Raw genomic sequence first — 22,524 nt, 5'->3', positions numbered from 1 at the left:
TAGTCACCTCAAATAACATCTGGTAGTACAAGCTTATTTTTCCTTATTCTGCAACTTCAACTTCACAAAGAAGTGGGTGCTGATTTTGCCTTGAATAGTCGTTTACCATATGAGCTTTTGTTTCAGCCACATCCTTACTAAACACCCCGCAGACGCCTTTACCTTTGGTATGAACAGTCAGCATTACATCCGTTGCTTTTTGCTCATCCATACTAAAAAACACCATCAGAACTTCGATCACGAAATCCATCGGGGTATAGTCGTCGTTCATTAAAACAACTCTATACATTGAGGGAGGTTTAAGTTCAGTCTCCGATGGAGCGGTCGCCAGCCCGGTACCAAACCCGAACTCTTGATCATCTCCAAATCCACTCGACATGTCTTACCCCTCCTACTGTTTAGCTTAGATGAAAATTCAAAAATTGATCGCACATTTCATGCGTTTTATTACTTGCGCAATTCAATAATTGGGCCTTTAGCCAAGAATACAAGTCTTAATTTACCCCACTTCCCCTTAAAACCCTGAAAAAACGGGGATTTCGCACATTTTGCTATTTTTTAACCAACATATTCTTGACAGATGGTGATATATGTTAAGAATTGTAAACAAGTAACAAGGACATGGCAGCACTCTTGAACTTAGCTAACCAGCAAAAATAAAAGCTATGTAACGGTTGGTTAATAAACTTCATGAAAAGTTCATCAGTGCACTATACCGTGACTTGGAAGTATGATCACAGGGAATTAGGAGTAGTCCTATGGCGACAGGAAAGGTCAAGTGGTTCAATAATGCTAAAGGTTACGGCTTTATTGTATCTGACTCACATGACGAAGATTTATTTGCACACTACTCTTCCATTCAGATGGAAGGCTATAAAACCTTGAAAGCTGGCCAAGATGTTGAGTTCGATACAACACCTGGCGACAAAGGCCTACACGCTATCAATATCCGAGGTTTCGATAGCGAAGTAACAGCACCAGAACAATCCACTTCAAATACTGCAACCAAGCAGACAGAAACAGTCGAATAGTTTTCTTTTTGTTTTCTCCAACAAAAAATGCCAGCTCAATGCTGGCATTTTTTGATGCATCTACAACCCTCTGAGGGCTATGCACTACTCATTAAGCTGAAACACCTTGCTTACTCGATTGTTCAGCATCGATCATTCCATGTCGAACAGCCAGAAGCGTTAGTTCAACATCACTACTGATCTGTAATTTATCAAAAATACGATAACGGTAGCTATTCACGGTTTTTGGACTCAGACATAACTTGTCAGAGATTTCCTGAACCTTGTAACAATTAACAATCATCATCGCAATTTGGATTTCTCGCTCTGACAACATATCAAACGGAGACTCATCCGGTTCAGCACTGAACGGTTTCAATGCAAGCTTTTGAGCAATCTCAGGACTGATATAACGCTGACCCGCTTTGACTACCCGAATAGCCTGAATCATTTCATCAAGATCAGCACCTTTAGTCACATAACCAGCAGCACCCGCTTGTAACAATCTTGATGGAAATGGATCATCTCCGCACACTGTCACTGCAATAACACGAATATCAGGATCGATTCGATACAGCTTTCTAGTAGCCTCAAGACCGCCAATACCTGGCATTTTAATATCCATCAAAACAACGTTCGGATGAAGTTCCCGACACTTTTGTATCGCGTCTTCTCCTGAAGCTGCCTCACCCACCACTTTAATGCCAGATACATCTTCCAGCATGCGGGTAATACCAGCGCGGACCAGATCATGGTCATCTACTACTAAAACATCAATCATTTTCCTCACTCCCAATTCGATATAAGCCGTTGTATTTGTTTTGGCTTGCAAATCTTCCATTGATTAATATCGTGCCAGACAGCTTACAACAATAGCACTGACAATATCTCAAAATCTTGTTCGATATTAACCTCATTTACGATATTGACCAAAGATTTTTACTTGATTTAGGAAACACTTGTCATAGTATAGTGTCAAAATCTGAATAATGACGGTTATTCTATCCGTCAAACGATTAACTCTGGAGAAATGTTAATGAGCAACGAATTTCAGACTTACGGTCAATCTTATCCCTCAACGGAAGTGAAGAATAAGGTTCTACAGAACACCTATACTTTATTAGCCATGACTTTGGCCTTCAGTGCACTGACTGCATTTGCTTCAATGCAGTTTGCGATGCCACAAGTTCCTTTCTTTCTACATCTAATTGTTTTTATCGGCTTATTGTTCGCGATTGAAAAAACCAAGAACTCCGGTGCAGGCATTGCTCTAACCTTCGTTTTCACGGGTTATATGGGCTACACATTAGGTCCAATCCTAAATTATTACCTTTCTATCCCTAACGGCGGCCAAGTTGTTAGCTCTGCTTTTATGATGACAGCCGTTGCTTTCCTTGGCTTGTCAGCCTATGCCGTAACCACCAAGAAAGACTTTAGCTTCTTGTCTAACTTCATTCTTGTCGGTGCCGTAGTATTGATGGTTGGCGTTCTTACAGCATGGTTATTTGAATTACAAATGCTTCAACTCGCACTATGTGTTGGCTTCGTATTATTTTCCAGTGCAGTCATTCTTTGGCAAACAGGTGAAATTGTTAATGGCGGCGAAACCAACTACATCTCAGCCACAGTTACACTCTATGTTTCAATCTACAACCTTTTCTTGAGCTTACTACAGCTACTAGGTGCCGCTAGCGACGACTAATATTTGCTGTTTCTAAAGCTGAACTAAAAGCCTCGATACTATACAATATCGAGGCTTTTTTATTTTTATGACACTTGAGCCACTCATGAGCGATCAAAGCAAAACATTCAGTTTATTTATCACTTCATCGCCCTGGTCTTCACAAGCCCACATTACCGCACTTAACTTTGCCAAAAGCATTATCAAACAGAATCACAAACTATACCGGGTGTTCTTTTATGGTGATGCCACCCATGTAGGTACAGGAGCAGGTGTTGCTCCGCAAGATGAACTTGATTTACCTAAAGAATGGCAAGTGTTAGCTGAACAGAATGCGGTTGATTTAGTGATATGCATCTCTGCAGGAATTAAGCGAGGCATTTTGGATTCAACCGAACAAACCCGCTATAGCGCCATTGCGTCCACCATTAACCCAGGTTTTGAGCTGTCTGGTTTGGGTCAAATGGTCGACGCCATCATTCAATCTGATCGTGTGATATCCTTCTAGCAAGATGAAAAAAAATATTTTAGTCATAATGCGTTCAGCACCCTACGGCACCTCATCAGCAAGAGATGCTATTGATTTTATTTTAACCGCATCAGCATACGATCAAGAGATACGCGTACTTTTTATTGAAGATGGTATATTCCAGCTTCTCTCACAACAAAAACCTACTCAAGACAAGCAAAAACGAATTGCGTCACTTATCTCTGCATTCGAAATGTACGACATTGAGCATGTATATTTTGACCGAGTTAGTGCAAATGAGAGAAACCTTGAAGAACAACAGCTGTTGGATTGTGCAAAACCTGCTGACCAGAAAGACATTGCTGAACTTATCAACCTTGCCGATACCGTTTTAAGTTTTTAACCATATGAATCTACACCTTGTATTTTCTTCACCCTATAAGCACTCTGCATTACAGGATTGCCTGAAAGTAGTCCAAAAATCAGATGCTATTCTCCTAATTGAAGACGGAGTTTTTGCTGTTTCTCACCCCGAATATTCAGACAAGCTTAATTGCCATCCGTGTTACGCACTTGAGAGCGACCTTGAAAGCAGAGGAATTAACACCCCAAACTCTGTAGCAGTGATCAACTATGACGACTTTGTAGAGCTGACACTTCAATTCGATAAAACAATCTCTTGGCGGTAACTTATGCTCGTCGTAAACCAACAAACCATTCAAACAGACAAAGAAGGTTATCTGGAAAACATCGAAGATTGGAATGAAGATGTTGCAGAAGCCTTAGCAACATCAGAGCAGATAGAGCTCACAGATAAACACTGGGAAATCATTCATGTTCTGAGAGAGTTTTATAAAACTTATGAAACGTCGCCTTCAGCCAGACCGTTAGCCAAAGCAGTTAAAGCCTCTCTCGGAGAAGAAAAAGCGAACAGTATTTATTTAATGACCCTCTTCCCTGAAAGCCCTGCAAAACAAGGCGCTAAAATTGCTGGCCTACCAAGACCTGCAAACTGTTTCTGATCAAATTAATTATCACAGTTAGATAAAACGGACGAAAAATGAGTAAGAAACCATTTCCCATTGAACGCGATGAACACCCTTTTGCCCAATACGTCCGAATCTTAGGAAAAGGCCGCAGGGGCAGTCGCTCATTTACTCAGGAAGAAGCCTACCACGCAATGCGTATGATTCTCTCTGATGAAGTAGAAGACGTACAACTTGGCGCATTTCTAATGCTACTGAGGGTTAAAGAAGAAAGCGCAGAAGAGCTTGCCGGCTTTGTACAGGCAGTTAAAGAACACCTTAATGTTCAAACGACTGTAACCCCAGATCTGGACTGGTCTTCATACGCAGGCAAGCGTCGCCACCTTCCATGGTTTGTTCTAAGCGTTCTTTTACTTGCAGACAATGACTACAAAGTCTTTATGCACGGGGCCTCTGGTCACACCATCGGACGCATTTACACAGAGTCTGTACTGAATTATCTTGACCTACCTGTAACCACAGACTTCCAATCAGCAGAACAAGCACTAAACCAACACAATTTCTGCTACCTGCCACTGTCTTCATTCTGTCCTACGCTTCACAAAATCATCGAGCTCAGAAACACCCTTGGCCTCAGATCACCGGTTCACAGCCTATCTCGTTTAATTAATCCGTTAAATGCACCAAATGTAGTTCAAGGTATTTTCCACCCAGGATACAACCCGGTGCATCAAAAAGCCGGTCAGCTATTAGGCTATGAGAAACTGGCAGTCATTAAGGGTGAAGGCGGTGAAATTGAAAGAAACCCTGACGCTAAAGTTGAAGTAAGATCTTCTATCAATGATCAGCTTGTAGAGGAAGTTTGGCCACCATTGTTTGAGCAGCGCCATGTTCGTCCCGATGAGCTGGACATCGATTTACTACCCAAGCTTTGGAAAGGACAAATTCAAGACGAATACGCCGAAATGGCAGTCATCGGAACCACGGCATTTGCATTGCGTTTAATGCATCATGAGGAGTTGGATCAAAAAGCCGCTCTCAGTAGAGCCACCGAGTTCTGGCAAACAAGAAATAAAACGCTTCTATAGAATATATTTTTTGAATCTGGGGAGCCTGGCGCTCCCCTATCACAACCAGTTAGGAATCCAGCTTCATCAATGCATTGAAATTCTTGGTGGTTACATCTCTAAGCTCCTCATAACTAACACCTTTCAAATCAGCTACGAATTCTGCAACATCCCGGACAAATGCAGGCTCATTAGACTTACCCCGATGAGGGACTGGAGCAAGATAAGGCGAGTCCGTCTCAACAAGTAATCTTTCTAGTGGTAACGCTCGAACAACATCTCTCAACTCAGATGCATTTCTAAATGTCACTATGCCTGATATTGAAATATGAAAGTTCATGTCAATGGCAGCTTCTGCCATTTCCAAACTTTCGGTAAAGCAATGAAGTATCCCTCCAACCTCAAGATCACAATGCTCTTTTAAAATTTCCAACGTGCGCTGCCTGGCATCACGAGTATGGATAATAACCGGCTTCTGACACTTTTTAGCAACTTCAAGCTGGGTCACAAACCGTCTCTCTTGCTCTGCATGCTGTTCCTTGTCATAGAAAAAATCCAACCCCATTTCCCCAATCGCAACCACCTTAGGATGATCAGCCAGTGCCAGCAACTCATCATGCTTCGGGGCTGAATGCTCCAAAGCCAGAGGATGAACCCCAACCGACGCATACACATCATCGTAAGACTCTGCCAGTTCAATAACCTGGTTCGCATTAGTCATATCAATTCCTACACATAGAAAACGACCAATGCCTCGATCACGAGCAGCTGATAATACAGAATCAAGCTTCCCCTCATGATTATCCAGTTTCAAACGATCCAAATGGCAATGCGAGTCGACTAAATACATGAACTACCTACGGTTTATATGTCAGGGATAAATTTCAGATACAAAAAAGCCTAATTAGACGTCTAATCAGGCTTTATAAAAAACTATGTGCGATTGTATCACATTGTGTGATTTGGACGATCAGAATCCAAAGAACCAGCCAGGAATTTTTCAATCATGTTTTTAGCGACTTCGTCTTTCATTGTGAACTGAATGCCAATACCCGCCGCACGATTCCCCTGAGACCCCTGAGGAGTTATCCATACCACTTTTCCGGAAATAGGAATTCGCTCAGGTTCGTCCATCAGATTCAATAGGATAAAGACTTCGTCACCTAACTTATATTTTTTCGGAGTTGGAATAAACAAGCCACCTTTCTCAACAAAAGGCATATAAGCAGCATAAAGGACACTTTTGTCTTTGATGGTTAGCTGCAACATAAGACTTTTAACTCCTTAAAGTTTTCTTTTTATAACACGGACTTACAAAATATGATTGATGATATGCCTGACGTCAATATTTTATTTAGGAAAGACCTTATAAATCACAGACCTAGGGAACCTCTGAACAAGTCCGCTCTAGCTCAGCGGGCGCTAGAAGCCTTGTCAGCCCGAAAACGTTAGAACAAGGCGAGCTTCGTAGAGAATGTCTAGACCTTTTCAAGAAGTTCAACACAGTTATAACGTTTTTAAAGCCCCGCCCTTCGGGGCCTTAAGAGAAATGCCTCTTTTTTGTTGCGGCTTTTTGACATAACCCGTTATGCCTTCAAAACCGCGCCTCAAATAGACATTTCTCTTATAGGCCTGAGCAGAGAGGGACTTATTCAGAGGTTCCCTAGCATTTTATTCCAATCAATCAATAAACGATCATACACCAACTGTTTATTCGGATGGCTTTTAATGGTCGCCTCTTCCATTTCCGCAATCACTTCTCTGTATCGATGAAGATACCTAGGGTCGACTCTTCTCGCCTGAATAACGTGCATCAGCTCAGATAGATCAGCATTTTTAACTCTGGATAAATCATTCGTCATCACCAGAACAATCATATCCCTGAGCCAATTATCCAACCAGTGAAACGCCTCAAGCGTATCAATCGTCTTCCAGCTTTCAGCCACCTCAATAGTAGATTTTCCAGAGCAAACGTCCAATAAACCTTGGGACAAAATCGAGCGCCACTCCAGCTTACCCTGCTCAATCATTTCTTTGGCGTAAAACGGCCCCTGTTCAGAGATGTTAACCAGTACGTCGATATCTTCCCGATCAGGATATTCATTTTTCAAGAATCGGTAGGCTTGTTCTCTGGTGGGAGACGCAATTTCATAGTACTGACAACGACTCCGAATTGTCGCCATCAAAGAACTCAGAGAATCAACGACCAAGATCAAATGAGTATCACCCGATGGCTCTTCAAGTGTTTTTAAAAGCGCGTTCGAGCTGTTGATGTTCATCGCATCAGCAGGCTCAATAATAACAACCTTCTTACCTGACATCTGAGAGGTTTGAGAGACAAAGTGATTCAACTCTCGAACCTGATCAACCTTAATGGCTTTGCCGGTTTCTTCTGGCTGAACGAGTATCAAGTCAGGATGCGTGCCAGCCTTATTAAGAAGACAACCATTACATTGACCACAGGCCTGACCATTTTGAGGCTGAGCGCATAACAAAAACTGACCTAACGCCTTGGCAAAGTGCAGTTTACCGACACCCTGTTGACCATAAACTAACAACCCGTGAGCCAAGTGATCCTTGGATAGCGCCTCAGTTAAGGCCGACCATGCTGGCAACTGCCAATCCAGAGGTCGTGATAATAAATGTTCTTCATCCATCGTGTTGAGCCCCTAGGCGTTCGACGACACGTCGTTCAAAGATCTCAGCGACTTGCTGTTTAACCTCATCCAACTCAAGACTTGCATCAACAATTTCATAGCGATCAGGAGCCGCTTTAGCTCGTGCTAGATAGCCCTTGCGAACACGTTCAAAAAACTCAAGGTCTTCTCTTTCAAAACGATCAAGCTCACCACGATTTCTCGCACGCCCCATACCCACTTCAACAGGCGCATCCAGAATAATAGTTAGATCGGGCTGTCGATCACCATGCACCAACCCTTCCAGAACAGCAATACGCTCTGTGCCAAGTTTACGCCCATACCCTTGATAGGCATAAGTAGCATCGGTAAAGCGATCACATATTACATGCACGCCCTGCTTCAAAGCTGGCTCGATAACCGTAGCCAAGTGTTGAGAACGAGCTGCAAACATCAGCAATAACTCAGCGTTCGAACAAACAGCCTCATCTCGCGTCGACAATAAAAGCGATCTGATTTCTTCTGCCAGTGGCGTACCACCAGGCTCTCGGGTAGAAACGAAATCCAACCCGCTTTGAACCATTAACTCTTTGAAATATTCGATATTGGTAGTTTTACCGACACCCTCACCACCTTCAAAGGTGATAAACAACGCATCTGACACTTAAATTTCCTACTGATTAGGTGTTGAACGATAATTCGAAGAACGTCTCATCTGATACTGTCGAACGGCTTTATTATGCTCTTCAAGCGTTTTGGAAAAATAATGAGTACCATCGCCTTTTGCTACAAAGAACAAGGCATCTTTCCCTTCAGGCTGCAGAGCAGCTTTTATTGCATCACGCCCAACCATAGCAATAGGTGTAGGCGGTAAGCCATCAATTCGATAGGTATTGTAGGGCGTCTTGGCTCTTAAATCACGGCGAGTAATATTGCCATCGTATTTATCCCCCATCCCATAGATCACCGTTGGGTCCGTTTGGAGCCTCATGCCAAGTTTAAGCCGTTTAATAAAAACTTTTGCAATCTGAGGGCGCTCTTCACCCACCGCCGTCTCTTTTTCCACGATCGAAGCCATAATGAGAGCCTCATAGGCGTTTTTGTAAGGTAAGTCAGATTGCTTAGCCTTCCATTCTTCATCAAGCACTGTATGAAGCTTATTATAAGCTCGGGTCAATACATCAAGGTCACTAACACCGTAACTAAAACTGTAGGTATCAGGGTAGAATTGCCCTTCTGGATGTATGGTTTTATCACCGGCAACACGCGCCATAATCTCTTGATCTGTAAGCCCTTCCAGAATCGGGACAATATTTGAATTTTCCTGAATCCGTTGATACATCTGCTTAAAGGTATGACCTTCAATCAAAGAAATGGTAAAGGTTACTACTTCCCCTGACTTCATTTTATCAAGCAAGGTCTTAGGCGTATCCACGTCAGTAATTTCATAACGCCCCTTGATGACATGATCATACCCTGACCACATCGCAACTCGACAAAAAGTTCTAACATTACTTATCAATCCAAGGCTCTTCATTCGATGACATACACGGTACATACCATCGCCCGGCATAACATCAATCACATCCGGCTTTTCAGCCAGTTCTACCAATGGTCGATTAAACATTTGATGCATGTACCAGCCAAAACCGGCAGTCGCGAGAGAAGCAATTAATAACGCTAAAATAAATAATCGTTTCAGGACAGAAAGAGACATTAACCCAACACACTTCCAACTTGCTTTAAAAGCAACAAAGATTCTTTAACATCGAAAGCTACTCTGCTTTCTTTTAATTGAATGGATTGTACAGGAACTATGCCCTGGACTGAATTACATATAAAACAGGAGGTTGCTTTAGAAAGATCATCCAAGCTCAAGGTGGTGATGTGAAATTCAGTCTGCAGTTCCGGCTCGTGAGCTAACAACCATGCTCTCATTACACCTGCCACACCGCATCGATTTAATTCCGGAGTTAACCACCGCTGTCCTATTTTAAAGAAAACATTACTCTGGGTGGCCTCAATGATCAGCCCGGTTTGATCTAGCAGTAATCCCTCATAAAATGCATCATCATGCCACTCATTCCGAGCTAATACATTTTCCAGACGATTCAAGTGTTTCAATCCGGCCAAAGCTGGTTGGTTAGCTAACTTAATATCACAAACCCTAAGCACCACGCCTTGTTCAAGAATCGAATCAGACACTACAGACGAGTATTCGAAAGCCTGAATATAAACCTCTGTATCTGCCGTTGGAAGCGGTCGATAACCCCGCCCCCCAGCCTCTCTGGTCACAAGAAGCTTAACCACTTGATCAGTGGCAGAGTCAATTATGTTCGCCTTTAAGTGCTTAACCAGCTCAGTCACATCAGACTGACTAATTGACATTCCTAATGCATTCGCGGTGTTACACAATCTCGCCATATGATGCTTTAGCAAAGGACTCTTTCCTTTCCTAAATAAAATGGTTTCAAAAAAACCATCCCCATACGCTATGCCGCGATTCGATAGTGGAACCGAAGTGCTTGAGCTCATTAACTTCATTATGAACACCGACCAAAAATCAACGAAGCATTCGTTCCGCCAAATCCAAAAGAATTGTTCATAACAGCATCCGAATTGAATTCCTGAGCTGAATTAGCGACGAAGTTCAGATCACACGACTCATCCGGATTCTCCAGATTAATGGTTGGCGGAGCAATCTGTTCTTGTAATGCTTTTAGGGAAAACACAGATTCAAGAGCGCCTGCTGCCCCCAACAAATGCCCTGTCATACTCTTGGTAGAGCTAACCCTTACATCATGAGCTTTCGATCCAAATACACCTTTAACAGCCTGACACTCTGCCAAATCACCTAACTTGGTTGAGGTTGCATGAGCATTAACATAACCAACATCGCCCGCAGATATCGACGCATCAGCCAAAGCAGCCTTCATTGCTCGCTGAGCGCCCTCTCCATCCTCTCTTGGTGCAGTGATGTGATACGCGTCTCCACTCATCCCAAAGCCTAACACTTCGCCATAAATACGAGCACCTCTTGCCTTGGCATGATTGTATTCCTCAAGCACCAATGACGCACCACCGTCACCTAACACAAATCCATCCCTATCAGCATCCCACGGACGAGACGCTTGTTCAGGTGCATCATTACGAGTCGACAACGCTTTAGAAGCGCAGAAGCCTGCCAAACCAAGTTCAGTTGTGCACATCTCGGCAGCACCAGCCATCATTAAATCAGCATCGCCATAGGCAATCGCTCTCGCCGCATAACCAATGTTATGCGTTCCGGATGCACATGCCGTAGACACCGCCACATTTGGCCCTTTCAGACCAAACCGCATGGATACGTGACCAGCTAGCATGTTCACAATAACAGACGGTATAAAAAACGGAGAAACCCGACGAAGCCCACGAGCCATCATTTCATGGTGATTTGCTTCAATCGTGCTTATGCCACCTATGCCTGAACCAAAAGCGACACCAAATCGTTCAGGATCGAACTCAGAGTCCTTCAAGCCGGCATCATTAAACGCTTCGATTGAAGAGGCCATTCCATACTGAATAAAGAGATCCATCTTGCGGCACTCTTTTTTACCAAACAAGGATTCACCGTCAAACCCTTTCACAGAACCGCTAAATGTTACCGGATAGGAACTAACATCAAACGCATCAATTCGCGTAATTCCTGAAGTACCAGATTTAACCTTACTCCATGTACTCTCGACAGTATGCCCTAATGGAGATATACACCCCATTCCTGTGACAACAACTCTCCTACCTTGCATCTTCTCCACCAATCTATTCTTCAGACACAGAAAAGCCGCCTGAAAGGCGGCTTTTCATCAAACCTGAGAGAGAATCAAAGGTTCGCTACGACGTAATCAATCGCATCTTGAACAGTGGTTAGCTTCTCAGCTTCTTCATCTGGAATTTCAGTCTCAAATTCCTCTTCCAAAGCCATAACCAACTCAACAGTATCTAGTGAGTCTGCACCAAGGTCGTCTACAAAAGAGGAGGAAGGATTTACATCTTCTTCCTTAACACCCAATTGTTCACAAACAATCTTCTTGACGCGCTCTTCAATTGTGCTCATGAGCGAACATTCTCCCAATAGTATTAATTAAGTGGTTGCTAGTGTATCTAAAGCGATCAAACAACCGCAAGTACAAATTAAAGGATCTTTATAGGTTTTAAAGTAAGAGTTGTCAATGAACAGATCTACTCTATTGCCTGTAAAAACCCAAAATCAATTCAAATACATACCGCCATTGACCTGTATCACCTGGCCAGTTATGTACGATGCCTCTTCTGAACTTAGAAATGATACTACCGCTGCAATTTCATCTGGATTCCCCATGCGCCCCATAGGAATTTGACCAAGAATTGCATCTTTTTGCTGATCATTTAGTGCTTCAGTCATATCCGAGGCGATAAAACCGGGGGCCACACAGTTGAAGGTGATATTTCGATTAGCCAACTCTTTTGCTAAAGATCGAGTCATTCCTTCAAGGCCAGCCTTGGCCGCACAGTAGTTTGCTTGCCCTGGATTTCCAGCCTGGGCAACCACCGAAGAAATATTTACAACGCGCCCCCATCTAGCTTTAGTCATAGCCTTCAGAGCCGCCTGAGCAACACGAAATGAACCCGTTAAATTGGTATCAATCACTCTCTGCCACTGGCTTTCTTTCATTCGTAAAGAAAGACCATCATCAGTAATCCCTGCATTATTCACTACCACCAATGGTAGCTGATCATCTGCTTTTAACTGCTTGAAAAACTCAGCAACAGCTTCATCGGAGCTGACATCAAGGGCCTTACCACAACCTTGCTCACCCAATGCCCGAGAGATATTTTCAGCGCCAGAGTCAGAGGTTGCTGTTCCGATCACATAAAACCCTTGGGCAACCAATTTAGCTGCGATTGCAGCACCAATTCCGCGACTCGCTCCTGTTACAAGAGCAACTTTTTGATCCGACATTCCATTATCCTCGCTTACAATTCTTCTAACGCAGACATCGAATTTAATGTGACACAAGGAAGCGTTTTATCAATACGCTTAGTCAAACCAGTTAGGACATTTCCAGCACCACACTCAACAAGCCCATCTATTGAATAGCCCTTTAGCGCTTCAACACACTCAACCCAACGAACTGAGCGATAAAGCTGACTAACCAACAGCTCTCTAATATTTTCTTCTGACTGAGCAGTTTCTGCCGAAACATTGTGAATAACAGGAATTACCGGCATTTTTAAATCTACATCTGCCAGCAACTCCTTAAGTTTTTCAGCTGCCGGCTTCATCAAACTGCAATGAGAAGGAACACTTACTGGCAATTCAAGCGCACGCTTAGCGCCAGATTCTTTCAATAGAGGAAGAACCGCTTGAACAGATGTTTTTGCCCCAGCAATAACAATTTGCCCTGGCGCATTAATATTTGCAGCCTCAACAACGCCTTCTACAGAAGCACAAATCTCTTCTATTTTGGCCTGCTCTAAACCAAGCACCGCCGCCATAGCACCCTCACCTGCCGGGACAGCCTGCTGCATAAACTGTCCACGAGCCTGCACAGTTCTCAATGCATCCGAAAAAGAAAGAGCCTCAGCCGCAACAAGAGCAGAATATTCACCCAAACTGTGACCAGCAACCGCAACAGGAGAAGAATCAAACTTAGACACTGCAGTACGGTACATACCAATTGAAACAGCCAGCAAAGCAGGCTGGGTAAACTCTGTCTGATTTAATTTATCATCGGGATTATTAACAATAAGATCCCATAAATCATAGCCCAGGGCATCAGAAGCTTCTGTTAGAGTATCCTTAAATACTGCAGATGCTTCGAAATACTCACGCCCCATAGCTACTGATTGAGAGCCTTGCCCCGGAAATACAAACGCGCGGGTCATAATTACTCCTAAAACTCTATCTGATCCATAATTGCTTCAAAATGATCATTAGACTTATTACTAACCTCTCGATAAGCCTGCATGATTGCATTACTGAAGCCCTGTTCATCAGAGGCACCATGACTTTTCACCACAATGCCGTTCAAACCAACTAAAAGAGCGCCATTTAAATACGTTGGATCCAACTCTCTGGCTAAGCCCTTGAGGATAGGTTTTAAAAACAACCCCAACCACTTAAGCCACCAAACGGACAAACGTTTCTGAATCTTATCAACTGCCAGCCTCATGACACTCTCTGAAGCTTTTAAAGCAACATTACCGACAAATCCGTCACATACAATGACATCAGCCTTACCTGAAAACAGCTCATTACCTTCTACAAACCCAATAAAGTTCAACGCATCGCATTGAGCAATTTGATGAGAAGCTAAACGCACTTGCTGATTTCCCTTGATTGACTCAACACCCACATTCAACAAAGCCACTTTAGGTTGCACAACATGACCATTAGCAGCCGCAAATGCAGTTCCCATAACAGCAAACTGATATAAATGCTCAGCCTGACAATCCACATTCGCTCCGAGATCCAACATATAAGTTGCCCCTTCACGAACAGGCAAACGAGCCATAATCGCCGGGCGATCAATACCAGGAAGTGTTTGCAACACATGTCGACTAATTGCCATTAAGGCACCAGTATTACCAGCGCTCACCAATGCATCTGCTTTACCTTCAGCCACACACTGAGCCGCCAACTTCATAGACGAATTTGGCAAACCACGAAGGGCTTTCGAAGGCTTGTCATCCATAGCAACCCACTGGTCGGTATGAACCACTTCAACAAACGACGATAAATTATGAGGTATTAAAGGAAGGATTTGCTCTTGATCCCCGACCAGAATAAGTCGAAGATCAGGCACCATCTCAAGACACTTGAGGGCGCCCGATATCGTGATCTGTGGGCCGTAATCCCCACCCATTGCATCAACCGCAATGGTGATCATACTAGATCTTACTCTTCGTCAGCAGCTTCTGCTTTAGCAACAACTTGCTTGCCACGGTAGAAACCGTCTGCAGTAATGTGGTGACGAAGATGTTTTTCACCAGTTGTTGCGTCAATAGACAACGCAGCGCCAGTTAGAGCGTCATGTGAACGACGCATACCACGCTTAGAACGAGTCTTTTTGCTTTTTTGAACAGCCATGCCTGATTGCTCCTAATTCTTTGATTTACCCACTTTCAAATTTGCTAGCACATGAAATGGATTAGGGGTAGTTTCTTCCACTTCTGCAGCGTCTAATTCAGTCTCGCCAAAAGACATTTGTACATCACAATCATCGTGATAAGCATGCATTGGCAAGGCCAGTATAAGCTCTTCTTCAATCAGCGGTACAAGTTCGAGGGTATCTTCCTCAACAATGACCGGCTCATAATGTTTCGGGATATTTTTGGCCGATTCATCACTGGCTGCAATAGCCACTTCAAAATCGCTAATCACCTTAACATTTACCGGGCTCAAACACCGCTGACAATCCAAATCAAGTTCCACTTCGACAGTACCCGAGATCACTTTAAAGTTTTCTTCATCACAGAAGAACTTTAAAGACACCTCAACACCTTGACTCGTAATAGTTGCCACTTCAGCAATTCTTTTGAAGGAATCAGCCGAAATTTGACCTTCCAGAGCCATGCCCTGAACAGCCAATCGACGTGGATTTACATAATCTGGTAATGATGACTTTGACATAAGGGCGCCATAATAGGGACAGATCTTAGCTCTGTCAAAGGTAAATTGATGAAAAACCGACAATTTAGCATTAAAATGCACTTCATCTTGTACAGCAGAGCTATTAAGAAAATATTATGCCCACTACTCCTGTTATTTTAGCTTCTTCCTCTCCTTTTAGAAGACAACTTCTTGATAAATTCCAAATTGATTACCAGTGCATCAGTCCTGATATTGACGAGTCTCCTAAAGCCAGTGAATCACCGAACGAGCTGTCATTAAGACTATCCATCGAAAAAGCCAAAGCAGTTGCTAAAAATTTAGACACTGGCCTAATCATCGCCTCAGACCAGGTAGCAGAAGTTGACGGCCTAGCCCTAGGCAAACCTCACACTAAAGAAAACGCAATCAAACAACTGATGAGCATGTCTGGCAAAACAGTTACCTTCCATACAGGCCTATGCTTACTTAATGCTTCAACTGGCGAATACCAATCGTTAGTTGAACCTTTTTACGTGACCTTTAGGAAGCTCACAGAAGAACAAGCCAGCAATTATGTAGATAAAGAAGATGTACTCAAGTGCGCAGGAAGCTTCAAAAGCGAAGCATTGGGAATCGCACTATTTGAAAAACTGGAAGGCGAAGACCCTAACACCCTAATCGGTTTACCACTCATTAAATTGAATAGAATGCTGGAAAACGAAGGCGTAAACATTCTCGCCTAATCAAGCGCTAGACAATCGGAAAAGCACACAATAAAAAAGGAGGCCACCGCCTCCTTTTTTATTATCTATAGTTTAACCACTAAAAATTGATGAAACTATCTTAACGATGGCGCCTCAATCCCTAATGCTTTACTAAAGTACATTGCCATACTTGTTCCCAGTCGACGAGTAAACTCCTGGAAAGGATCAGGCTTAGGCGTGTAGTCTACAATCTTATCAGCACCAATAACTTCTCTTGCCACATAACTACTGCTACCCAACTCATCTACCAAGCCAAGTTCGATTGCTTGCTCTCCCGACCAAACCAACCCAGAAAACAAATCAGGGTTATCAACCAAACGATCGCCACGCCCTTCTTTCACTACGCCAATAAATTGATTATGGGTTGTTTTAAGCACCGATTCCCAGAACTGCTTTTCATCTTCCTTAACAGGCAAGAACGGATCCAAAAAGCCCTTGTGCTCACCTGCTGTAAAGGTGCGACGCTCCACCCCCATCTTTTCAATCGTTTCTACAAAACCAAAGCTTGAGGCAGTCACACCAATTGAACCGACCAAACTGGCCTTATCCGCATAAATTTTATCTGCTGCCACAGCTATATAATAAGCACCAGAAGCACTCAAATCAGAAATAACTGCATACACAGGAATCTCAGGATGAAGCGCCTTCAGTCGTTTAATTTCATCATTAACATAGCCCGCCTGAACAGGACTACCACCTGGGCTGTTAATCCGTAACACCACACCTTTAACGTTTGGACTCTCAAAAGCCTCACGTAAGCCTGTTACTAGAATGTCCGCACTGGCATCACTATCAGCCATAATAGGGCCTTTCACTTCAACCATAGCGGTATGTGGCTGATTACCCGCCAACATTTGTTTGTCCAACTTTGCTGTTTGGAGCGTTGCTGAAAACACAAAGAACATAAAGCCAATGACAATCAAAAATTTGAAAATCGCCCAACGTCGAGCCTTCTTTTGCTCAAGCGCCAAATTCATTACCATTTTCTCAATGAGTCGCCACTCTTTACTGCCCGCATTCCCTGCCGATACTTCATTCACGGCTTCACGTGTTTTATCATCGAACACAACAACGTTCTCCTTTGTTCATTCTTCAACGAATGCATTGATCAATACGAACTAGCGTTATACCAGTTCTCTATACAATTATTTAGCGTTATTTAATAAAAAATCAGCCAAAGCCGACACATTATCAGCCATACAAACTGGAGCATATTCGCCCAACCGTTTTGAACAGTGGACACCATAGGTCACCCCTACTGAGTCCATTCCCATCCGCTGAGCCATTTCCATATCATAAACGGAATCACCCACCATAATAGCCTTCTGCAGATCAACGCCTACTTCATTTATTATTTGTTCCAACATTAAAGGATGAGGTTTAGAACGGGTTTCATCTGCACAGCGAGTTGAAACAAAATGATCTGCACACTTAAAACGCGACAACCCTCGTGTTAGCCCCTTGCGACTCTTTCCTGTGGCTACCGCCGTCAGGCAGCCACTACCTCTCAATGCCTCAAGCATTTCATACACACCAGAAAACACATTAAGCTCGTCAACATCGTTCTTATGAAAATGTAACGAATACGCTTCTCGCAATTGACGAACGACATCATCATTTGTCGGACCATTCAACTCAACAATGGCCTCACCTAAACCTAATCCAATAATATTTCGAACATCATCATTTGTCGGTATAGATAGACTCAAATCAGAAAAGGCAGACTGCATACATTCCACAATCAGATCTGCACTATCAACCAGAGTTCCATCCCAATCAAAGATAACCAGTTCGTATCCCTTCGCCATATCAGTCACCAGCCTGAACAACATTAAGAATAAATTTCAGATCCGAGCCATACTCAGCAATTAAGGTCATCGGCTTACCAGACTCTGGATGCTTAAATCTCAATTCTCTGGCATGCAAACACAAACGAGATAAGCCCAGACTCTTCTGAAGCTTCAAATCTTCTTCTGGACAATACTTTTCATCACCAACAATCGGACAACCAGCAAACTGACAATGAACCCGAATCTGGTGCGTACGCCCGGTAATAGGACTCGCCTCTACCAACGAAAAGCCTTTATAAGCATTCAATACTCGGTAATTCGTCAGCGAAGACTTTCCTTTACCATCAACCTTCACAATTCGTTCACCTGAAGGCAGCTCAATCTTCCTCAGAGGGACATCAACTTCTTTTTTATGCTTCGGCCAACGCCCAACCACCAAGGCATGATAGATTTTCTGCATTTGTTTACTTTGAAGATACTGATGAAACACCTTCAATACAGAACCCTTTTTTGCAATAAGAATGATTCCAGAGGTGTCCCGATCCAAACGATGAACCAACTCAAGACGTCGCACATCCGGTCGAATCTGTCTTACCGCTTCAATTAACCCCCAGCTAACACCACTACCACCATGCACCGCAATACCTGATGGCTTATTAATCGCCATAAAACTCTCATCTTCAAAGATAATAGAGTCTTCGATTAACTTAAGAGTCTTGTCGTAAACTTTAACCACCGGCTTAGGGTCTGCCGTTCGAATAGGCGGCACACGCACCTGATCACCGGTTTCAAGTCGATAATCAGCCTTCTTTCGCTTCTTATTGACACGAACCTCGCCCTTACGAATGATTTGATACACTTTTGACTTAGGCACACCCTTTAAACGAGCGATTAAGAAGTTATCGAGACGCTGACCTTGATAATCATCTTCCACATCAATGATTTGTACAGCGTTAATATTGCTCTCAGGAGCTGAATTCATAAAAACTATAAACCTATTCAATTGATGGCTTGCAGATTTATTGCTATATTCTGCCTCGCCGATACGACTATCTAATGCAGACAAGCACAAAATGCTATTTAAATGTTTGTCATTAACTGGGCGTTCGGTGGTGAATTACGGAAAAACCGAAGATAGTTTTTCTATATCTTTGATATATAAATAATCTACGGTTCAAAGCATCGTACCGCTCAAGATGTTTTGGCTTCGAGAAGGCGAACCACCACCCTTCCGAAGAAAGGCGGTTAGTTTACCAAAATAGTGGCGACAATCTAACATCATAATTTCAAGTTAGAACTGTCGAATGAAAATTTTGGAAAACACCTTTTTAAGATTAAGAAGCAGAAGAAAAGTTACGATCTTACGTTCAACTTTGTATCTCAGAGTAGTTCTTAGGTTGCTTACAGCGACTCATCCACCTTCTTAAAACAAGCGTGTTTTCCCTTACAAATTATGGACTTACATGAAGAGAATGCTAATTAACGCGACTCATCCAGAAGAGTTGCGTGTTGCTCTTGTTGACGGCCAACGCCTATACGATCTAGATATTGAATCTGGAACTCGCGAACAAAAAAAAGCGAATATCTACAAAGGGAAAATCACCCGAATCGAACCAAGTCTTGAAGCTGCATTTGTTGACTTCGGCGCTGAAAGACACGGTTTCCTTCCTCTGAAAGAAATTTCAAAAGAATATTTCACTAGCAAACCAGAGCGCGGACAGCGTTTAAACATCAAAGAACTTCTTCAAGAAGGCCAAGAAGTTATTGTTCAGGTAGATAAAGAAGAGCGCGGCAACAAAGGTGCAGCCCTCACAACCTTTATTTCACTTGCTGGTCGCTACCTAGTATTAATGCCAAACAACCCACGTGCCGGCGGTATTTCTCGTCGTATTGAAGGCGATGATCGGGCTCAACTTCGTGATGCTATGTCTGGCCTTGAAGTACCACGCGATATGGGCGTTATCGTTCGCACTGCTGGTGTTGGTCGTAGCACTGAAGACCTTCAGTGGGATTTAAATTACCTAACCACGATCTGGGATACCATCAAGTCTGCATCAGAAGACCGTGAAGCACCTTTCCTAATTTATCAGGAAAGTAACGTTATCATCCGTGCTATCCGCGACTACTTGAGAAAAGACATTGGTGAAGTCTTGATCGATAATCGCTCTGTACATAACGATGCCGTTACCTTCATTAACCAGGTAATGCCACATTATTCGAACAAAATTAAGCTATACGATGACGCGGTACCTCTGTTTAACCGCTACCAGATTGAAACCCAGATCGAAACTGCGTTCCAACGTGAAGTTAAATTGCCATCTGGCGGTTCAATTGTAATTGACCCGACTGAAGCATTAGTTTCTATCGACATCAACTCTGCCCGTGCAACCAAAGGCGGAGACATCGAAGAAACCGCATTAATGACAAACCTTGAAGCTGCAGATGAAATTGCACGCCAACTTCGTCTTCGCGATATGGGTGGTTTGATTGTTATCGATTTCATCGACATGCTTCAGAGCCGCAACCAACGCGAAGTTGAGAACCGTTTACGTGAAGCACTTGAAATGGATCGTGCTCGTGTACAAGTGGGTCGCATCTCTCGATTCGGTCTTCTGGAAATGTCCCGTCAGCGTTTACGCCCATCACTAGGCGAAACATCAGGCATTGTATGCCCTCGCTGTAACGGCCACGGAACCATCCGCGACACAGAATCACTAGCATTATCCATTATGCGTCTGATTCAAGAAGAAGCATTTAAAGAACGCACGTCTGAAGTTAGAGCCATTGTTCCTATTTCGGTAGGTACCTATCTAACCAACGAAAAGCGTAAGCAACTTCTTCGTATTGAGAAAGAACAAGGTGTGAAGGTTCTGATCGTACCGAACCAATATATGGAAACACCGAAATACGAGGTTATTCGCCTGCGTGATGATCACATTGCAGAAACTCGGAATGAATCAACTATTGCTATGATTCCTGATGCCCCAACCCCTGAAGTGGTTGAAGCAACAACACCTAAAGCAATTGTAAAAACAGAAGCAGCAGTGAAGTCAGTAGTACACTCCTCTCCTGCACCTACGGCGGCACAAACTGAAGGCAAAAAAGAAGGCTTCTTTGCCCGCCTTTCCGCGAGCTTCAGCGGCCTCTTCAAGAACGAAGAAGAACAGCCAGAAGAAAAGCCTCAAGTACGCAAACAACCAAACAAGCGAAAACCACAAGACAACAAGCGCAACACTAACAAAGGCGCTCAACAAAAACGTGGTTCTGATAACAGAGGCAATAAGAGTTCAGATCAAAATGAGCGCAAGCCTGCTCGCACAGCTGACAAGCCTCAGGATCGCAACGCTAAAAAGCGTAATGAGGAGCAGCCTAAAGCGAAACAAGCTCAAACGACTGAAACTCAAAAGTCTGATAACCCTAAGAGTGATGACAAACAGCCTCGCCGTCGCAACAGAAACAGCAATGCCCAGCGTCGCAAGAATCAATCACCAAAGAGAGAACAGCGTCAATCTCAGGAATCAACAAACGCTCCTGAACAAAAAGACCAGATTCAATCTAAACAGCCATCAGAATCAGCGGTAAAAACAGAGAAGCCTCAGCAAAACAAGGCTCCTCAACCAAAGACTGACAGCAAGCCTGTAGCTGCTGACACTGAGAGCAAAAAACCAGAGTCATCAGTTGAAGCAAAAGCTGACAACGTCTGGAAGAAAGCCGAAGAAAAAGTAAGCAATCTTCAAGCAGAAACTCAAGTTGAAACGGCTAAAGCTGACGAGCCAAAAGCTCCAGCAAAAGTAGCTGACAAGAAAGAGAGTGAGAAGAAAGTTGAAAAACTTAACGAAGAACAGCTTTCTTTAACGCTTGCAGCAGAGGAAGAAAAGTCTAAATCAGAGAAGACTTCAACTCCTGTTGATAGCAAGCCTGCGGAACCTGCTGCGAATAACAAGGCAACCCAAGCGGAGCAAAATACTGCAGATGCTGACAGCAAAGCTGAGGCACCTAAAGCACCTCAAAAGGCGCGCCGAAGCCAACGCCGCAAAGCAGTAGCAGAAGCAAAAGCTCGCGGTGAAGAAATACCTGCACCTGTTGAAAAGACGGAAACAACCAAAGAAACTCAACCTAAGATTGTTCCAACTAAGTTGGAATCTCCTTCAGGCTCTTTGGAAACCAAACAACCAGAAGCAGAAAGCAAACCGGTTGTTTCACGTCCTCGTCGATCACAACGTAAGGCCGCCGCTCCACAAACAGCGGAAGACGTAGAAATTAAAGAAACGACTCAACCAAAAACCGAGTCATCTTCAGAATCTACATCGTCGGAGCCTGCAGCTGCCCCTAAAGCAGCAGAAGCAACCAATGAGCCAGCAACAACTGCTAGTGAGTCACCTCAGAGTGAACAAGCTCAGGAAGCTCAAACCGACAAAACACCTGAATAACCAAGTAATTCTTGAACAATCAGGTACTAAAAAGCCCAGCTAAATGCTGGGCTTTTTATTTATGAGAACAAACGATTAG

The 22,524-nt window shown here is 43.4% G+C and carries 27 protein-coding genes; 9 read left to right on the top strand and 18 right to left on the bottom strand.

Translation table 11 applies throughout. The features are described from left to right. Positions 1 to 43: 43 nt before the first annotated feature. On the bottom strand, positions 44 to 379 hold the full coding sequence (gene clpS, locus QQL66_RS11005; RefSeq protein WP_284381388.1) for an ATP-dependent Clp protease adapter ClpS: 336 nt from the start codon (positions 377 to 379) through the stop codon (positions 44 to 46). A gap of 379 nt (positions 380 to 758) precedes the next feature. Here clpS and cspD point away from each other — a divergent pair, with 379 nt between their 5' ends. Next, on the top strand, positions 759 to 1,031 hold the full coding sequence (cspD, locus tag QQL66_RS11000) for a cold shock domain-containing protein CspD (protein WP_284381386.1): 273 nt from the start codon (positions 759 to 761) through the stop codon (positions 1,029 to 1,031). Positions 1,032 to 1,122: 91 nt separating this feature from the next. Here cspD and uvrY read toward each other — a convergent pair whose 3' ends face one another. Then, positions 1,123 to 1,791 (bottom strand): UvrY/SirA/GacA family response regulator transcription factor, encoded by a 669-nt coding sequence (uvrY, locus tag QQL66_RS10995; protein ID WP_284381385.1) that lies wholly within the window; start codon positions 1,789 to 1,791, stop codon positions 1,123 to 1,125. A gap of 255 nt (positions 1,792 to 2,046) precedes the next feature. Between uvrY and QQL66_RS10990 the strand changes: the two genes are divergently transcribed. The 6 genes from QQL66_RS10990 to QQL66_RS10970 all read left to right on the top strand — a co-directional run bounded on the left by QQL66_RS10990 (position 2,047) and on the right by QQL66_RS10970 (position 5,234). Continuing rightward, positions 2,047 to 2,712 (top strand): Bax inhibitor-1/YccA family protein, encoded by a 666-nt coding sequence (locus QQL66_RS10990; RefSeq protein WP_284381384.1) that lies wholly within the window; start codon positions 2,047 to 2,049, stop codon positions 2,710 to 2,712. An 85-nt stretch (positions 2,713 to 2,797) separates the two neighbouring features. After that, the gene (tusD, locus tag QQL66_RS10985) at positions 2,798 to 3,199 is read left to right on the top strand and encodes a sulfurtransferase complex subunit TusD (protein ID WP_284381383.1); all 402 of its coding nucleotides are present in this window, start codon (positions 2,798 to 2,800) and stop codon (positions 3,197 to 3,199) included. Positions 3,200 to 3,203: 4 nt separating this feature from the next. Beyond that, the gene (gene tusC, locus QQL66_RS10980; RefSeq protein ID WP_284381381.1) at positions 3,204 to 3,563 is read left to right on the top strand and encodes a sulfurtransferase complex subunit TusC; all 360 of its coding nucleotides are present in this window, start codon (positions 3,204 to 3,206) and stop codon (positions 3,561 to 3,563) included. 4 nt (positions 3,564 to 3,567) lie between these two features. Continuing rightward, the gene (tusB, locus tag QQL66_RS21265; RefSeq protein ID WP_431356912.1) at positions 3,568 to 3,849 is read left to right on the top strand and encodes a sulfurtransferase complex subunit TusB; all 282 of its coding nucleotides are present in this window, start codon (positions 3,568 to 3,570) and stop codon (positions 3,847 to 3,849) included. A gap of 3 nt (positions 3,850 to 3,852) precedes the next feature. Further along, complete coding sequence (locus tag QQL66_RS10975; RefSeq protein ID WP_284381380.1) at positions 3,853 to 4,182, top strand: TusE/DsrC/DsvC family sulfur relay protein; 330 nt, start codon at positions 3,853 to 3,855, stop codon at positions 4,180 to 4,182. A 38-nt stretch (positions 4,183 to 4,220) separates the two neighbouring features. Next, on the top strand, positions 4,221 to 5,234 hold the full coding sequence (locus QQL66_RS10970) for a glycosyl transferase family protein (protein ID WP_284381379.1): 1,014 nt from the start codon (positions 4,221 to 4,223) through the stop codon (positions 5,232 to 5,234). Between the two features lie 49 nt (positions 5,235 to 5,283). On the opposite strand, the gene QQL66_RS10965 is transcribed toward QQL66_RS10970, so the two are convergent. The 13 genes from QQL66_RS10965 to QQL66_RS10905 all read right to left on the bottom strand — a co-directional run bounded on the left by QQL66_RS10965 (position 5,284) and on the right by QQL66_RS10905 (position 15,500). Next, positions 5,284 to 6,063: a TatD family hydrolase gene (locus QQL66_RS10965; RefSeq protein ID WP_284381378.1), complete on the bottom strand. Its 780-nt coding sequence runs from the start codon at positions 6,061 to 6,063 to the stop codon at positions 5,284 to 5,286. A 98-nt stretch (positions 6,064 to 6,161) separates the two neighbouring features. Then, entirely contained in the window at positions 6,162 to 6,482 is a 321-nt protein-coding gene (locus tag QQL66_RS10960) for a PilZ domain-containing protein (RefSeq protein ID WP_284381377.1), read from the bottom strand. 383 nt (positions 6,483 to 6,865) lie between these two features. Further along, a complete protein-coding gene (locus QQL66_RS10955; RefSeq protein ID WP_284381376.1) occupies positions 6,866 to 7,870 on the bottom strand; it encodes a DNA polymerase III subunit delta' in 1,005 nt (334 codons plus the stop codon). Then, a complete protein-coding gene (tmk, locus tag QQL66_RS10950; RefSeq protein WP_284381375.1) occupies positions 7,863 to 8,513 on the bottom strand; it encodes a dTMP kinase in 651 nt (216 codons plus the stop codon). Before tmk ends, QQL66_RS10955 begins: the two co-directional genes overlap by 8 nt. A gap of 9 nt (positions 8,514 to 8,522) precedes the next feature. Further along, complete coding sequence (mltG, locus tag QQL66_RS10945) at positions 8,523 to 9,566, bottom strand: endolytic transglycosylase MltG (protein ID WP_284381374.1); 1,044 nt, start codon at positions 9,564 to 9,566, stop codon at positions 8,523 to 8,525. Continuing rightward, entirely contained in the window at positions 9,566 to 10,384 is an 819-nt protein-coding gene (gene pabC, locus QQL66_RS10940) for an aminodeoxychorismate lyase (protein ID WP_284381825.1), read from the bottom strand. Before pabC ends, mltG begins: the two co-directional genes overlap by 1 nt. Positions 10,385 to 10,392: 8 nt before the next feature. Beyond that, complete coding sequence (gene fabF, locus QQL66_RS10935; RefSeq protein WP_284381372.1) at positions 10,393 to 11,634, bottom strand: beta-ketoacyl-ACP synthase II; 1,242 nt, start codon at positions 11,632 to 11,634, stop codon at positions 10,393 to 10,395. 74 nt (positions 11,635 to 11,708) lie between these two features. Continuing rightward, positions 11,709 to 11,942: an acyl carrier protein gene (gene acpP, locus QQL66_RS10930; RefSeq protein WP_284381371.1), complete on the bottom strand. Its 234-nt coding sequence runs from the start codon at positions 11,940 to 11,942 to the stop codon at positions 11,709 to 11,711. Between the two features lie 153 nt (positions 11,943 to 12,095). Continuing rightward, the gene (gene fabG / locus QQL66_RS10925) at positions 12,096 to 12,827 is read right to left on the bottom strand and encodes a 3-oxoacyl-ACP reductase FabG (RefSeq protein WP_284381369.1); all 732 of its coding nucleotides are present in this window, start codon (positions 12,825 to 12,827) and stop codon (positions 12,096 to 12,098) included. Positions 12,828 to 12,841: 14 nt separating this feature from the next. Next, positions 12,842 to 13,753 (bottom strand): ACP S-malonyltransferase, encoded by a 912-nt coding sequence (gene fabD, locus QQL66_RS10920; protein ID WP_284381368.1) that lies wholly within the window; start codon positions 13,751 to 13,753, stop codon positions 12,842 to 12,844. 8 nt (positions 13,754 to 13,761) lie between these two features. Next, positions 13,762 to 14,757 carry a phosphate acyltransferase PlsX gene (gene plsX, locus QQL66_RS10915; RefSeq protein ID WP_284381367.1) on the bottom strand — a complete coding sequence of 332 codons (996 nt, stop codon included), beginning with the start codon at positions 14,755 to 14,757 and terminating at the stop codon, positions 13,762 to 13,764. An 8-nt stretch (positions 14,758 to 14,765) separates the two neighbouring features. Continuing rightward, positions 14,766 to 14,957, bottom strand: coding sequence for a 50S ribosomal protein L32 (rpmF, locus tag QQL66_RS10910; RefSeq protein ID WP_284381366.1), 192 nt, complete (start codon positions 14,955 to 14,957; stop codon positions 14,766 to 14,768). Between the two features lie 12 nt (positions 14,958 to 14,969). Next, entirely contained in the window at positions 14,970 to 15,500 is a 531-nt protein-coding gene (locus tag QQL66_RS10905; protein ID WP_284381365.1) for a YceD family protein, read from the bottom strand. A 116-nt stretch (positions 15,501 to 15,616) separates the two neighbouring features. Between QQL66_RS10905 and QQL66_RS10900 the strand changes: the two genes are divergently transcribed. Further along, positions 15,617 to 16,204, top strand: a complete 588-nt coding sequence (locus tag QQL66_RS10900; protein ID WP_284381364.1) for a Maf family protein — start codon at positions 15,617 to 15,619, stop codon at positions 16,202 to 16,204. A 95-nt stretch (positions 16,205 to 16,299) separates the two neighbouring features. On the opposite strand, the gene sppA is transcribed toward QQL66_RS10900, so the two are convergent. The 3 genes from sppA to rluC form a co-directional block, all read right to left on the bottom strand. Then, positions 16,300 to 17,292, bottom strand: a complete 993-nt coding sequence (sppA, locus tag QQL66_RS10895) for a signal peptide peptidase SppA (protein WP_284381363.1) — start codon at positions 17,290 to 17,292, stop codon at positions 16,300 to 16,302. 78 nt (positions 17,293 to 17,370) lie between these two features. Continuing rightward, positions 17,371 to 18,033 (bottom strand): HAD family hydrolase, encoded by a 663-nt coding sequence (locus QQL66_RS10890; RefSeq protein ID WP_284381362.1) that lies wholly within the window; start codon positions 18,031 to 18,033, stop codon positions 17,371 to 17,373. 1 nt (position 18,034) lies between these two features. After that, positions 18,035 to 18,997, bottom strand: coding sequence for a 23S rRNA pseudouridine(955/2504/2580) synthase RluC (rluC, locus tag QQL66_RS10885; protein ID WP_284381361.1), 963 nt, complete (start codon positions 18,995 to 18,997; stop codon positions 18,035 to 18,037). Positions 18,998 to 19,478: 481 nt separating this feature from the next. Here rluC and rne point away from each other — a divergent pair, with 481 nt between their 5' ends. Continuing rightward, positions 19,479 to 22,445 (top strand): ribonuclease E, encoded by a 2,967-nt coding sequence (rne, locus tag QQL66_RS10880; RefSeq protein WP_284381360.1) that lies wholly within the window; start codon positions 19,479 to 19,481, stop codon positions 22,443 to 22,445. The last annotated feature ends 79 nt before the right edge of the window (positions 22,446 to 22,524 follow it).

The sequence above is a fragment of the Litoribrevibacter albus genome (genome assembly GCF_030159995.1).
Lineage (GTDB): Bacteria > Pseudomonadota > Gammaproteobacteria > Pseudomonadales > Litoribrevibacteraceae > Litoribrevibacter > Litoribrevibacter albus.
This window is presented reverse-complemented; position numbering and strand designations above follow the sequence as displayed.

Coding starts and splice junctions, on each gene's coding strand:
- tusC (WP_284381381.1), top strand. CDS start 3,204: ATGAAAAAAAATATTTTAGTCATAATGCGTTCAGCACCCTACGGCACC.
- uvrY (WP_284381385.1), bottom strand. CDS start 1,791: ATGATTGATGTTTTAGTAGTAGATGACCATGATCTGGTCCGCGCTGGT.
- fabF (WP_284381372.1), bottom strand. CDS start 11,634: ATGCAAGGTAGGAGAGTTGTTGTCACAGGAATGGGGTGTATATCTCCA.
- tusB (WP_431356912.1), top strand. CDS start 3,568: ATGAATCTACACCTTGTATTTTCTTCACCCTATAAGCACTCTGCATTA.
- rne (WP_284381360.1), top strand. CDS start 19,479: ATGAAGAGAATGCTAATTAACGCGACTCATCCAGAAGAGTTGCGTGTT.
- acpP (WP_284381371.1), bottom strand. CDS start 11,942: ATGAGCACAATTGAAGAGCGCGTCAAGAAGATTGTTTGTGAACAATTG.
- tusD (WP_284381383.1), top strand. CDS start 2,798: ATGAGCGATCAAAGCAAAACATTCAGTTTATTTATCACTTCATCGCCC.
- cspD (WP_284381386.1), top strand. CDS start 759: ATGGCGACAGGAAAGGTCAAGTGGTTCAATAATGCTAAAGGTTACGGC.
- QQL66_RS10965 (WP_284381378.1), bottom strand. CDS start 6,063: ATGTATTTAGTCGACTCGCATTGCCATTTGGATCGTTTGAAACTGGAT.
- rluC (WP_284381361.1), bottom strand. CDS start 18,997: ATGAATTCAGCTCCTGAGAGCAATATTAACGCTGTACAAATCATTGAT.
- QQL66_RS10975 (WP_284381380.1), top strand. CDS start 3,853: ATGCTCGTCGTAAACCAACAAACCATTCAAACAGACAAAGAAGGTTAT.
- QQL66_RS10900 (WP_284381364.1), top strand. CDS start 15,617: ATGCCCACTACTCCTGTTATTTTAGCTTCTTCCTCTCCTTTTAGAAGA.
- mltG (WP_284381374.1), bottom strand. CDS start 9,566: ATGTCTCTTTCTGTCCTGAAACGATTATTTATTTTAGCGTTATTAATT.
- QQL66_RS10960 (WP_284381377.1), bottom strand. CDS start 6,482: ATGTTGCAGCTAACCATCAAAGACAAAAGTGTCCTTTATGCTGCTTAT.
- QQL66_RS10955 (WP_284381376.1), bottom strand. CDS start 7,870: ATGGATGAAGAACATTTATTATCACGACCTCTGGATTGGCAGTTGCCA.
- QQL66_RS10970 (WP_284381379.1), top strand. CDS start 4,221: ATGAGTAAGAAACCATTTCCCATTGAACGCGATGAACACCCTTTTGCC.
- fabG (WP_284381369.1), bottom strand. CDS start 12,827: ATGTCGGATCAAAAAGTTGCTCTTGTAACAGGAGCGAGTCGCGGAATT.
- clpS (WP_284381388.1), bottom strand. CDS start 379: ATGTCGAGTGGATTTGGAGATGATCAAGAGTTCGGGTTTGGTACCGGG.
- rpmF (WP_284381366.1), bottom strand. CDS start 14,957: ATGGCTGTTCAAAAAAGCAAAAAGACTCGTTCTAAGCGTGGTATGCGT.
- QQL66_RS10890 (WP_284381362.1), bottom strand. CDS start 18,033: ATGGCGAAGGGATACGAACTGGTTATCTTTGATTGGGATGGAACTCTG.
- QQL66_RS10990 (WP_284381384.1), top strand. CDS start 2,047: ATGAGCAACGAATTTCAGACTTACGGTCAATCTTATCCCTCAACGGAA.
- pabC (WP_284381825.1), bottom strand. CDS start 10,384: ATGAGCTCAAGCACTTCGGTTCCACTATCGAATCGCGGCATAGCGTAT.
- fabD (WP_284381368.1), bottom strand. CDS start 13,753: ATGACCCGCGCGTTTGTATTTCCGGGGCAAGGCTCTCAATCAGTAGCT.
- plsX (WP_284381367.1), bottom strand. CDS start 14,757: ATGATCACCATTGCGGTTGATGCAATGGGTGGGGATTACGGCCCACAG.
- QQL66_RS10905 (WP_284381365.1), bottom strand. CDS start 15,500: ATGTCAAAGTCATCATTACCAGATTATGTAAATCCACGTCGATTGGCT.